Origin of the sequence: Pedobacter sp. PLR, assembly GCF_026239675.1 — a bacterium.
In the GTDB taxonomy this organism is placed as follows: Bacteria; Bacteroidota; Bacteroidia; order Sphingobacteriales; family Sphingobacteriaceae; genus Pedobacter.
In genome coordinates this window covers 45,928-58,506 of record NZ_JAPIVQ010000007.1, presented here as the reverse complement: position 1 = coordinate 58,506, position 12,579 = coordinate 45,928, and the positions used below count along the sequence as shown (strand labels likewise).

11 protein-coding genes are annotated in these 12,579 nt (G+C 41.7%); 2 read left to right on the top strand and 9 right to left on the bottom strand.

Annotated elements, in window-relative coordinates; translation table 11 throughout:
• Nucleotides 1-22: 22 nt before the first annotated feature.
• The 5 genes from OQX61_RS17700 to OQX61_RS17680 form a co-directional block, all read right to left on the bottom strand.
• Nucleotides 23-409, bottom strand: coding sequence for a c-type cytochrome (locus OQX61_RS17700; protein ID WP_265843133.1), 387 nt, complete (start codon nucleotides 407-409; stop codon nucleotides 23-25).
• Nucleotides 410-428: 19 nt separating this feature from the next.
• Nucleotides 429-1,481 carry a sugar phosphate isomerase/epimerase gene (locus tag OQX61_RS17695; RefSeq protein WP_265843132.1) on the bottom strand — a complete coding sequence of 351 codons (1,053 nt, stop codon included), beginning with the start codon at nucleotides 1,479-1,481 and terminating at the stop codon, nucleotides 429-431.
• Nucleotides 1,482-1,486: 5 nt separating this feature from the next.
• Nucleotides 1,487-2,647: a Gfo/Idh/MocA family oxidoreductase gene (locus OQX61_RS17690; protein ID WP_265843131.1), complete on the bottom strand. Its 1,161-nt coding sequence runs from the start codon at nucleotides 2,645-2,647 to the stop codon at nucleotides 1,487-1,489.
• Nucleotides 2,648-2,749: 102 nt separating this feature from the next.
• Complete coding sequence (locus tag OQX61_RS17685) at nucleotides 2,750-4,453, bottom strand: GMC family oxidoreductase (RefSeq protein ID WP_265843130.1); 1,704 nt, start codon at nucleotides 4,451-4,453, stop codon at nucleotides 2,750-2,752.
• Between the two features lie 19 nt (nucleotides 4,454-4,472).
• Complete coding sequence (locus OQX61_RS17680) at nucleotides 4,473-5,132, bottom strand: gluconate 2-dehydrogenase subunit 3 family protein (protein WP_265843129.1); 660 nt, start codon at nucleotides 5,130-5,132, stop codon at nucleotides 4,473-4,475.
• A gap of 405 nt (nucleotides 5,133-5,537) precedes the next feature.
• On the opposite strand from OQX61_RS17680, the gene OQX61_RS17675 reads away from it, so the two are divergent.
• Both OQX61_RS17675 and OQX61_RS17670 read left to right on the top strand, forming a co-directional pair.
• On the top strand, nucleotides 5,538-6,488 hold the full coding sequence (locus tag OQX61_RS17675; protein WP_265843128.1) for an NAD-dependent epimerase/dehydratase family protein: 951 nt from the start codon (nucleotides 5,538-5,540) through the stop codon (nucleotides 6,486-6,488).
• 28 nt (nucleotides 6,489-6,516) lie between these two features.
• Nucleotides 6,517-7,242, top strand: coding sequence for a YebC/PmpR family DNA-binding transcriptional regulator (locus tag OQX61_RS17670; protein ID WP_265843127.1), 726 nt, complete (start codon nucleotides 6,517-6,519; stop codon nucleotides 7,240-7,242).
• A gap of 6 nt (nucleotides 7,243-7,248) precedes the next feature.
• On the opposite strand, the gene OQX61_RS17665 is transcribed toward OQX61_RS17670, so the two are convergent.
• The 4 genes from OQX61_RS17665 to OQX61_RS17650 all read right to left on the bottom strand — a co-directional run bounded on the left by OQX61_RS17665 (nucleotide 7,249) and on the right by OQX61_RS17650 (nucleotide 12,562).
• Nucleotides 7,249-8,040 carry a prolyl oligopeptidase family serine peptidase gene (locus OQX61_RS17665; protein WP_265843126.1) on the bottom strand — a complete coding sequence of 264 codons (792 nt, stop codon included), beginning with the start codon at nucleotides 8,038-8,040 and terminating at the stop codon, nucleotides 7,249-7,251.
• Between the two features lie 88 nt (nucleotides 8,041-8,128).
• Entirely contained in the window at nucleotides 8,129-10,426 is a 2,298-nt protein-coding gene (gene bglX, locus OQX61_RS17660; protein ID WP_265843125.1) for a beta-glucosidase BglX, read from the bottom strand.
• 24 nt (nucleotides 10,427-10,450) lie between these two features.
• Complete coding sequence (locus OQX61_RS17655; protein ID WP_265843124.1) at nucleotides 10,451-11,110, bottom strand: GDSL-type esterase/lipase family protein; 660 nt, start codon at nucleotides 11,108-11,110, stop codon at nucleotides 10,451-10,453.
• 102 nt (nucleotides 11,111-11,212) lie between these two features.
• A complete protein-coding gene (locus OQX61_RS17650) occupies nucleotides 11,213-12,562 on the bottom strand; it encodes a glucoamylase family protein (RefSeq protein ID WP_265843123.1) in 1,350 nt (449 codons plus the stop codon).
• Nucleotides 12,563-12,579 lie beyond the last annotated feature (17 nt).

The following is a 12,579-nucleotide window of genomic DNA, read 5'->3' as shown; positions in this document are numbered from 1 at the left end:
ATATTTGGTTCTGTGGTTCAGGTTATTTTTTCAGGGATAGAATGTAACGTACCATTTCTTTGGCATCGTCTTGTGATAGGTTGGCATGAGGAGTCATTGGAATTTCACCCCAAACACCTTTACCACCATCAATGATTTTTTTCGACAGTAGCTCAACTGTTGCATCATCAAGGGTGTATTTTGCAGCAATCTCTTCGTAAGTCGGGCCGATTACTTTCGTTACTTTATTGTGGCAACCGATACAGTCAGATTTTGCAATTAACGTTTCTCCAGGGTGTTTTTCAGTTGATGAACTCGCTGCTGGTGCACTCTCAGTGGTTGCTGTGGTACTGGTAGAATTTGATTCCGGACTTGAGCATGAAGCTAAAGCCAAAATAAAGCAGGCAAGGATAAATAGTGTGTTTTTCATCTTATTGGTGTATTAATTATTATAGTCCTAAAATTTTATTGTTGAATTCGTCATTTCCACCGGAAGCAGCGAAGTCGTCGAATGCCCTGTCCGTTACCGGAATGATCAGTTTGCTGATCAGCTCGGCACCTTCTCTGGCACCAACCTGTGCATCTTTAATGACACATTCCCATTCCATTACTGCCCAGCCACTGTAATCGTACTGCGCAAGCTTGCTGAAAATGGTTTTGAAATCTACCTGTCCATCACCTGGAGAACGGTATCGTCCGGCACGGTTTGCCCAGCTTTGGTAACCACCAAAAGTTCCTTGTTTTCCCGTAGGATTAAACTCAGAGTCTTTTACATGGAAAGCCTTGATGCGCTCGTGATAGAAATCGATGTATTGGATGTAATCCAGTTGTTGTAACACAAAATGCGATGGGTCGTATAGCAGACAGGCGCGGGGATGGTTGTTTACTTTTTCAAGGAACATCTCATAAGTGATGCCGTCAAACAGATCTTCACCAGGGTGAATCTCATAACATACATCTACACCACAGTTGTCAAACTCATTCAGAATTGGCAACCATCTTTTAGCCAGTTCGGTAAAAGCGGCATCTACCAATCCTTCCGGACGTTGTGGCCAGGGGTGGAACATATGCCATAACAAGGAACCGCTAAATGTAGCATGTGCATTTAAGCCCAGGTTTTGTGAAGCTTTCGCTGCATATTTCAATTGCTGAACGGCCCATTTGGTCCTTTCAGCAGGGTTGTTTTTATATTGATCCGGGGCAAATGCATCAAAAGCAAGGTCGTAAGCAGGGTTTACAGCTACCAGTTGCCCTTGCAGGTGTGTAGATAGTTCTGTAATCTCCAATCCGTAAGATGCTACTTTTCCTTTTAATTCATCGGCATAAGTCTTGCTTTCTGCTGCTTTTTGCAAATCGATGAATCGGGAATCAAGCGTTGGCATTTGAATACCTTTAAATCCTAATCCTGCTGCCCATTCACAAATGGCATCCAAAGAATTGAATGGGGCTTCATCACCGATAAACTGAGCCAGAAAAACTCCGGGGCCTTTAATTGTTGTCATGATGTTTATATTTTAAAATCAAACCACTTTTGATCAGATGCAGAAGAAGCGACTACATTTTCAATAAAGGCCATGCCTCTTACGCCATCTTCCACTTTAGGGAAATCAAGCATTGCTTCTGTAGGTTCTTGTCCCTGACTGATTGCGCCAATGGTTAATGCGAAGTTTCTGTAAATATTAGCGAAAGCTTCCAGGTATCCTTCCGGGTGACCACCAGGAACACGTGTATTGTGTTTCGCGCTGTCTGAAAGGTACGCTTGTCCGGCGCGATAGATTTGTGCCGGTTCGTTCAACCATTTTACGATCAGGGTATTTGGTTCCATCTGGTGCCATTCTAAGCCTCCTTTTTCACCATATATTTTAATTTTCAAAGCATTTTCTTCACCTGCCGCAATTTGAGAAGCAATTAAAACACCATTAGCACCATTGTCGAATTTTAACAAAACGTTTCCGTCATCGTCTAATCCACGTCCTGGTACTACAATATTTAAATCTGCACAAAGTTTGCTGATCTTTAAACCAGAGATATATTCTGCCAATTGAGCAGCATGAGTTCCGATATCGCCCATGCAACCGCTTTTACCGCTTTTAGCAGGGTCGGTACGCCATGCAGCGCCGGCATTGCCTTCGCGTTCTGTTAAAGTACTCAACCATCCCTGAGGATATTCTACCATTATTTTTCTAATGGCACCCAGTTTTCCTTCTTTTACCATTGCTCTGGCTTGTTTCACCATCGGGTAACCGGAATAAGTATGAGTCAGGCACAATACCAGTCCTGTTTCTTTTACTTTTTCCTGTAATTGTCTGGCTTCCTCAAGAGATAAGGCAATTGGTTTCTCAATCACGACATTAAAGCCATGATCCAATGCCATCATTGCCGGAGCAAAGTGGGCAAAGTTAGGCGTAACAATCGTCACGAAATCTATGCGTTTATCTGCTGGTAGCTGACTTTCTTTTTCAATCATTTCCTGATAATTCGCATAAATGCGGTCATCATCCAGGAAAAGTTCCTGTCCGGATTGTTTACCAACTTCAGGGTTGACGCTTAGCGCGCCACAGCAAAATTCAACCTGACCATCCATGTTTGCCGCAATACGGTGAACGGCTCCGATGAAGGCATCTTTGCCACCACCGATCATCCCCATTCTCATCTTTCTGTTGTTCATCAGAATATTTTGTTTTTTGTTGATTTTAAAGTGTCTAAACCGACTTAGCAGGGTTTAAACATAAAACCTGCATACTGGATTTTACCAATATGCAGGTTTATATTAAAGGTTACCTTTTTTAAGTTCACTAACTGCAAAATCACAAGCTCTTGCGGTCAATGCCATATATGTTAATGAAGGATTCTGACAAGCAGCAGAAGGCATACAAGAACCATCAGTTACGAATACGTTTTTCACTTCGTGCATCTGGTTCCATTTGTTTAACACAGAGGTTTTAGGATCAAGACCCATACGCGCAGTACCCATTTCATGGATAGCCATACCTGGAGTAGAACCATTGTCGTATGTTTTCACATCTTTCATACCTGCGGCTTCCAGCATTTCAGCAGCATCGTTCATCATATCTCCGCGCATTTTCTGCTCGTTTTCCTTGAATTCACAATCAATTGCCAAAACAGACTGTCCCCATTTATCTTTTTTACCAGGATCGATATAAACACGGTTCTCATGGTAAGGAAGAGACTCTCCGAAACCACCTAAGCCCATATTCCATGCACCTGGTACTGTCATCTGGTCTTTGAAATCACCACCAAATGCCATTTCAGCGACATCAGCATGCCAGTTTCCGCGACTCGCGCCACCCTGGTAACCGAAGCCCCTTACGTAATCGCGTTTGTCATTACCAATATTTCTATATCGGGGAATGTAAATACCATTGGCTCTTCTGCCGAAAGTGTATTTGTCATCAAAGCCTTCCGCTCTTCCCGAAGCACCGCAACGGAAATGGTGATCCATCAGGTTGTGTCCAAGTTCACCACTACCATTACCTAATCCATTTGGATGTTCTGGTGAGGTAGAGTTCAACAATAAGAACGTAGAACCTAAAGTAGAACCATTAACGAATACAATTTTTGCAAAGTATTCGATGTGCTCATTAGTTTCTGAATCAATCACAACTACACCTTTCGCTTTCTGTGTTTCTTTATCATAGATGATGGTATTCACCAATGAGTAAGGACGAAGCGTTAAGTTACCCGTCGCCACAGCCGCCGGTAGGGTAGAAGATTGTGTACTGAAATAAGCGCCAAACGGACATCCTCTGCTACAAAGGTTACGGTATTGACATTTACCCCTTCCACCATGCTCCACAGTTAAGTTAGCTGTACGACCAATAGTCAGGATTCTGGATTTATTCCATTTACTTTCAATTCTTTTCTTTACATCTTTCTCCACAACGTTCATGTCCATCGGTGGAAGGAACTGCCCGTCAGGGAAGTGAGGATAGTTTTCTGCCTGGCCGCTGATTCCTGCAAATTTCTCTACATAATCATACCATGGCGAAATGTCTTTATATCTGATTGGCCAATCTACACCATGACCATCTTTTGCATTTTCTTCAAAGTTCAGGTCACTTAAGCGGTAACTCTGACGGCCCCACATTAATGATTTACCACCTACGTGGAAACCACGGTACCAGTCAAAACGTTTTACTTCTGTATATGGGCATTCCAGGTCATTCACCCAGAAGCTCTCATTAAATTCCTGATAAGGATAATCTCTTTTTTGTACAGGGTGAGACTCTTTTTGTGCTTCCGTTAATCTTCCACGGTGCTCAAATTCCCATGGCTTTTTCATAGCCGTAGTATAGTCCTTGATGTGTTCAACGTTCCTGCCTCTTTCCAGCATCAGAACTTTTAAACCTTTCTCTGTTAACTCTTTTGCAGCCCAGCCACCACTGATTCCTGATCCTACAACAATCGCATCATAAGTGTTTTGCGCAGTTGCTTTCGTATTTAAATTGCTCATTGTTTAATTTCTAAAAGGTTTATGACCAAACTTTTTGACCTGGTTTTAAAGGCACATCGCCGTCGTAACGGCCAGGGATTTCTACATAGGCCATAGCCTTGGTAGCACCAATTTCGGAAGTAAAATAACCCAGTAAGGTTAAGTCCCTGATGATGGCGAAGAATTGAGGTGTGGTTTTAGGTTTGTCCTTTGGCGTCATTGCGTTGCCCGGAGCTTCCTTTTCAGATTTTTTCTGAGTGATGTTTTCTTGTTGTTTCTCTAATTCGTCTTTTTCAGTTTTATTTGCTGCAATCGTAGCCTCTCTAACTTTGTTTAAGAGTTCCTGACGCTGAGGTACAGAAATTTCAAGGAATGATTTTTTGAAAGTGTCCTGAGACTGTTTTTCCAGATCTTCCAGACCTTTAACAAATGCTTTTTGAGCATCTTCCGGGTAGCAATCCTTCATCATCATCGCGATGAATGGACCAACTCCAGCTGCTTTAGCCCCTGGCGTACTCGTCGTAGGGATAATGATATCTGCAACTTCCGTGATAATCTTTTCCTGATCGGCAGAAAATAAGTTCCCGGATGTTTTATTAGATGGTGAAGTACAACTATCTAAAAATACTCCAATAGTAGTTGCAGACAATGCGCCTCCCATTAAAAAGGCAACACTTTTCACTGCTTCTCTTCTGTTCATACTAGGCTGTTTAGGTGTTTTTATATGGTTAAAGTGTGTTTTGTTTTGTAATAATAAGCAAAAAATAATGGTTAGTGTGCGAAATACACAATAATTCTAATATATCATGTTTTTGTTACTTAATCAACTTTTTCCTTGTCAGGAGCTGAAAATGTGCAGAAATTAAAGGACGTTTAACGTGGTTTTTCACAGTTCATTGTACTCCTAAAACGTTATTTCATCCTAATTAGTTTAATCTTGTTTTTCAGGAGTATCCTGAGCTGTTTTTTGAGGTACTTTAGCCCTTTTTTACCCATAAATGGCGATGAAAAACGTGCATGAAAAATACAAAAACATATAAATCATAAACATTTTATAGAGGTTTGTTTCGTTTTTTTAACTTTGTCAAAATCCATACAAAAATTCATGATTGAGAAAATATTAGTATTAGGTTCTAACGGTCAGATCGGCACTGAATTAGTAACCGCCTTACGTAAGACTTACGGTGAAAGTAATGTAGTAGCTTGTGATATCCGCAGACCTGATTATGACATCAAAAATTCAGGACCATTTGAGTTCGTAAACGTACTTGAGAAAGATATTCTGAATAGCATATTTCAAAAATATAAGCCTACTCAGGTTTATTTATTAGCCGCTTTATTATCCGCTACAGGTGAGCAGAATCCTAAATTAGCATGGGACCTGAACATGAATGGTTTATTGAATATCTTAGACCTTGCGATCGTTTATAAAACAGCAAAAGTTTACTGGCCAAGTTCTATCGCGGTATTCGGACCGAATTCTCCAAAAGACTTAACCTCGCAATACTGTGTAATGGACCCGAATACGGTTTATGGTATCAGTAAACTGGCAGGTGAACGTTGGTGCGAGTATTACCACCAGAAATTTGGTTTAGATGTACGTAGTATCCGTTACCCGGGATTGATCAGCTGGAAAGCTGCTCCAGGTGGTGGAACGACAGACTATGCCATCCATATTTTCCATGATGCTTTAACAAAAGGTAGCTATGCTTCTTTCTTAAACGCAGAAACAGAATTGCCAATGATGTATATGGATGATGCAATTCGTGGTACCATCGAACTGATGGACGCGGAAGCAAGCAAAATCTCTATCCGTTCTAGTTATAACTTCGGTGGTGTACATTTCACCCCAGAGGTATTAGCTTCAGAAATCAGAAAACATATTCCGGATTTTAAATTAACTTACACGGAGAATGATCCACGCCAGGCAATTGCCAACAGCTGGCCTCGTTCTATCGACGACAGCTTCGCTCAGAAAGATTGGGGATGGAAGCCGGAGTTTGATTTGTCGAAGATGACAACAGATATGTTAACGAACTTACAGAATAATCATTAATAAGGAAATTCCTTAAATAAAAGATACAATGGGTAGAGCATTTGAGTTCAGAAAAGAAAGGAAATTTAAACGTTGGGCTAAAATGGCCGTGCAATTTACGAGGATAGGTAAAGAGATTGTAATGGCTGTTAAAGATAATGGCCCTTCGCCGGATACCAACTCCCGTTTGCGTACAGCGATCCAGAATGCAAAGGCAGTGAATATGCCTAAACATACGGTGGAAGCAGCAATTAAAAGAGCATCCAACAAAGATGAGAATGGTTATGAAGAGTTTGTTTATGAAGGATACGCACAACATGGTGTGGCCATCCTGATTGAAACAGCAACCGATAATACCAATAGAACGGTAGCTAATATTCGTAGTTATTTCAATAAAACCGGTGGGACTTTAGGTAAAACAGGTTCTCTGGATTTCATTTTTAGCCGCAAGTCGGTTTTTCGCTTTGTTCCCGGTGATAAAGACCTGGAAGAATTAGAGTTTGAATTGATTGACGCAGGTCTGGAAGAACTATATCTGGAAGCTGACGAAGAAGGAAATGAAATTGCAGTAGTACAAACGGCTTTTGAAGACTTCGGTAAAATGCAAAAAGCACTGGAAGATATCGGTGTAGAAATGAAAAGTGCAAAATTAGAACGCATCTCTTTATCTACTATTCCGGTTACAGAAGAGCAGGCAGCAGATGTATTCAAGTTAATTGATAAATTGGAAGAGGACGATGACGTTCAAGCTGTTTATCACAATATGGCGGAATAATAACCGCTATTGTTTCTTTTGATTAGAAAATAACCATGGCAAGAGTTTGGGATCTGCAAATGCAGCGTCCCAACTGTTGTGATGGGCATCCGGATACAAAGTAAGCTTAGGTTCTTTTCCCAACACTTTGAGCTGATCCGAAATCATGGTAGAAAAGACCACGGGAACTACCTCATCTTTCTCCCCGTGAAAGATCCATAAGGGAACATTTTTATATTTCTGAACGTTGGCTACATTGTCGCCACCACAAATGGCAATCGCCGCTGCGAAAAGCTTAGGCTTACGTCTCAGTAATTCATAAGTACCCATACCACCCATAGAAAGACCGCCAACATAAACCTGATCATGGTTCACATAAGGCTTTTCTAAAAAGTTATCAATCATACCCAGTAAAGCTTTCATCGATTTTGTCGGCTTTCCTCTCTTTTGAAAGTTGAACGACCGGTTTCCATGAGCAGTGGTATCAAACCTGACATTTGACCAGAAGCTGTCTTCTGTACATTGCGGGAAGACGATGATGGCCGGGAATTGCTTGCGGATCTCCGGTTTAAGGAATAGCTTACCACCATGTGTCAATTGTTTCTCATTGTCATTGCCGCGCTCTCCACTTCCATGTAAAAAAAACAGGATAGGGTATTTTTTATCCGCACTGAAATTCTCCGGAAAGAGAATGCGGTAGGAAATACTATCCTTGCCCTTGATAAAGCTTCCTTTATCATACTTTTTAAGATCCTGCGCTTTTGAACTCAGGCTACAGACCAGGAGTAGGATGGAGAGTGTTGTTTTGATGCGGCTCATAATTCAAACTTAAACAATTTGCCAATCATTTAAAAGTAAAGAAACCCTGTTGGTTTTTCACCAACGGGGTGGAAGAGATTAGTCGGTATTAATGGGTCAATTTAAACGGTATTTCTAAATTATCCCTTGAATTGCTGCCTATAAATAATTTGAAGTCGCCGGGTTCTGCCACAAACTTTAGTTCTTCATTAAAGAACTTCAGGTCTTCTTCTGAAATTTTAAAAGTAACTTCTTTACTTTCTCCGGCTTTAAGCTCGATTTTTTCAAATCCTTTTAACTCTTTAACCGGACGGGTCATGCTGCCGACTAAATCACGGATGTACAACTGCACCGTTTCTTTACCGGTATAAGCTCCGGTATTTTTCAGGGTAACGGTCGCCGAAATGAGCTCACCAGGTTTAAAGCTGTTTTTGCTTAGCCTTAGATTGGAGTAGTTAAAAGTGGTATAACTTAATCCGTACCCAAAAGGGTATAAGGGTTCGTTGCTTACATCGAGGTAATTCGACCTGAATTTGCTGAACCATTTTCCTTCTTCCAGTGGTCTGCCGGTATTTTTATGGCTGTAGTACAATGGAATCTGTCCTACGTTTTGTGGGAAAGTAGCGGTCAGTTTTCCTGATGGATTTACTTTTCCAAATAACACATCGGAAATGGCATTTGCAGCTTCTGTACCGCCAAACCATACATTTAAAATGGCCGGAACATTTTCATCTTCCCATTTCAGGGTCAGGGGTCTGCCGGTAAATAAGACCAGCACCACTGGTTTTCCTGTTTTCAGTAAGGCCTTTAATAAAAGTTGTTGATTCTCTGGAATGTCCAGGTTGGTACGGCTGGAACTTTCACCAGTCATTTCCGAACTTTCACCAAGGGCAGCGATCACTACATCTGCATTTTTAGCGGTAGCAACTGCTTCAGCAATCATTTCTTCTGCTGTACGGGAATCTCTTGGAAGATCACGACCGAACATGGTTGCTCTTTTTTGGTATTCAGGGTCGGTTAAAAGGTTAGATCCTGCACTATGCAATATTTTAAGGCCGGGACCGGCATTGTCTTTTAATCCTTGTAAAAGGGAAATGGTCTTCTCCAAGTCACTGTTTACACTCCAGGTTCCAGGCATATTTGTTCCTGTATTTGCCAATGGGCCGATTAAAGCAACCGTACCTGTTTTCTTTAAGGGAAGTACTTGTCCCTGGTTTTTTAGCAGTACAAAACTTTGTGCAGCGGTTTCTCTGGCTATTTTCAGGTGTTCCGGTTTAAGGATTTCTTTTTTTGCACGTTCTTCATTGCAGTAACGGAAAGGATCTTCGAATAGACCCAGCTTATATTTCGCTTCCAATACCAGGCGACAAGAATTAGTGACCTGTTGTTCTGTTACTTTTCCTTCCTGAACTGATTTTTTTAAAGTACTTAGAAATCCTTCTCCTACCATATCCATGTCTACTCCTGCATTTAGGGCAAGGGCAGAAACGGTTTGCAGGTCTCCCAATCCATGGTCAATTAACTCATTTACGGCGGTATAATCCGTTACTACAAGGCCATTAAAGCCCCATTGCTTGCGTAATAAATCGGTCATCAACCATTTGTTGGCCGTAGCGGGAACACCATTAATGTCATTGAAGGAAGTCATGATACTACCAGCACCTGCATCTAATGCGGCTTTGTATGGAGGAAGATACTCATTGTACATTCTGTTCAGGCTCATGTCTGTGGTATTGTAATCCCTGCCAGATTCGGCAGCACCATATAAGGCGAAGTGTTTTACACAAGCCATCATGGTATTATATTTAGACAGATCGTCGCCCTGGTATCCTTTAACCATGGCTTTGCCGATTTCCGAACCGAGGTAGGTATCTTCTCCGGAACCTTCAGAAATTCTACCCCATCGTGGGTCTCTGGAAATATCCACCATAGGGGAGAAGGTCCAGTTTAATCCGTCTGCAGTGGCCTCAACAGCGGCAATTCTTGCTGTTTTCTCAATCAGGGCTAAATCCCAGGTGCAGGATAAAGCCAATGGAATCGGAAAAGTAGTTTTATAACCATGGATCACATCCTGGCCAAAAATGATGGGAATTTTCAAGCGCGTTTGGGTAACTGCAATTTCCTGTGCTTTGCGGATTCTGGCAGGCGTAGTTAAACTAAACATTCCGCCTACCTGACCTTTTTTGATTTTGCTTTCCACATCAGTGCTGACCACAGAGCCTGTAGTGGCCTCACCTCCTGTTAACAGGTTTAACTGGCCGATTTTCTCTTCCAAAGTCATTTTGGAAAGCAGGTCTTTTATGAAAATGTTCATCTGCTGATCGGAATTCGCTTTTTTCTGTTGCGCAGAACTACTGCTAAAGCTAAAAATCGCGGCCAGGAAAAATAAGTACTTCGCTTTTCTCATTATTGTTTTATTATAGTTGTCTATTTAGGGTTTAACCAGGAATGGTTTGATTTCTTTGATCCAGATGGCATAGCCTTCCGGTTTCATGTGCAGCATATCTTCCAGAAAAAGCTCCGGACGAAGGGCATTATTGTGCAACATTTTACGGTTAACGTCTACAAATTTTGTGTTTGGGTAATGTTGCAGATAGTCTTTGATCAGGAGATTGGTATGTGCATTTGTAGCGGCATATCTGGTTCTCGAAGGACTGTCTTTGATGGAAATATACAGGACAGGAACCTCCGGATATTTAAGTCTGATGTTATTGAAAAAAGTAGCAAAGCGGTTTAATGTTTCAATCGCAGTTACGCCGTCAGTAGCGATGTCATTTTCCCCACTGTAGATCACCACCTGACGAGGTTGGTAAGGATAAACCAGATCGGCGATATAGTAATTTGCTTGTGCAAGCGTAGAGCCGCCAAATCCTCTGTTGATCGCCTGATAATCTTTGAATACAGTTTCCAGCGCTGCCCATTTCTCAAAAGAGGAGCTGCCAACGAATAAGATGCCATTTTTAGAAGGCATAGCAATGCTGTCTTTATGTTTGAAGTCCTGGATTTCTTTCCAAAATGCTGGTTTTTGTTGTGCTTTAACGAATCCGGAGCTCAGGGCTAATACAAGGAAGAAGTGGTAAAATCTTTTCATTTTTTGTTTAATTAACTGTGTTTTCGCGAGTATAAAGGTTTCTTTGTCCTTTAACACGCGGGACTGGTAAAAATTAGGATACATCAGCCATCAGAGTTCAGACTATTTGATGGCAGGCGTACTGAATCCCAATTTTGTCAGCCCTTTTTGTACAGCTGGATTACTCATAAACAGCTTCCACAATAAACCGCTGCGGTAGTTTTCTATCATGATGATGATCGGTCCCTGATCTATAGCCAGGTGTGATTTTGCCACCCAGTTGTGCTGTTCACTAAAGGCATCCACAAAACCATATTGTGTCCATAGCTGATCACCCTTGTCCTCGTAAAAATGTCTTAAAGCCTGCATGGAATACTCCGGAGTGTATGGGAATGCGGATAAGGCTGCGGTAGGGCTGATAACTCCCAGGTCTTCTGTTGGCGAATGTGCCGCATAACCTTGCCAGCTATCGCTTGCCGTTAAGCCCCAGCTGTTTGTGCCATAACCTTTGTACTGTTTTGGGTTTTCTAAGCAATATGCTCTGTTGATCAGTGTGTGATTTCTGTTTTGTTCCCAATAATCTGCATAACTGTCTTTCAATCCTCTGGGATCTAATCCTAAATAAGAGTACTGAGAGAAGAATAATGGTCCACCACCGTCAAAACCCAGTGGTAAAGTGATGTCATTAAATTTTTTGCCATTGAAAAAAGTATTGCTCATCGCCCAGCCTTCATGGTAAACTTTCGGATCTATCGAATGTTTTGGAGAGGATGCCGCCAGCACGTAGGTGATCAGACATTCATTGTAACCTCTGATTTGATGGTCCATACTCCAGCCATTATTGGGGCTCCAATGCCAGTAAAGTACTTTCTGGTTTTGGGTAAACCAGTTCCATTCGATACCTTCCCACATCCATTGTATCTTGTTTCTAAGGTCTCTTTCTGTCGCATTATCGGCAGTGTAGTATTGTGCAGCAGTCAAAAGTCCCTGGAAAAGTAAAGAAGTTTCTACGAGGTCAGCCCCATCATCTTTTGGGCTAAACCGGATCACCTTCCCTGTTTCTCCATTTAACCAATGGGGGAAAGCCCCATGAAACATATCTGCTTTCCATAAGAAGTCTACAATCTTTTTTGTTCTTGCCGCTGCTTGTTCGCGACTGATAAAATGTCTTTCGGCAGCTACAATGGTGGCCATAATTCCAAATCCGGTGCCACCTGTGGTGACTACCTCATTGCCATATTCAAAAGCGATATTACTACGCTCCCGGGCCATCCCGCTTACAGGATGTGCAAAATCCCAGAAATAACGAAAGGTTTGTTTTTGAACCAGGTCCAGTAATTGATCATCTGTTAAGTTCTTCCTTATTTTGAGATCTGGTTTGATGCTTTCGGTGATTTTCTGTTGTGCTTTCAGCTGATAAACCGAGCAGATCAGACTTAATATTAAAAAGGTATTTCGTAAGTTTCTTTTCATAGTGATAAGTTGGAGGC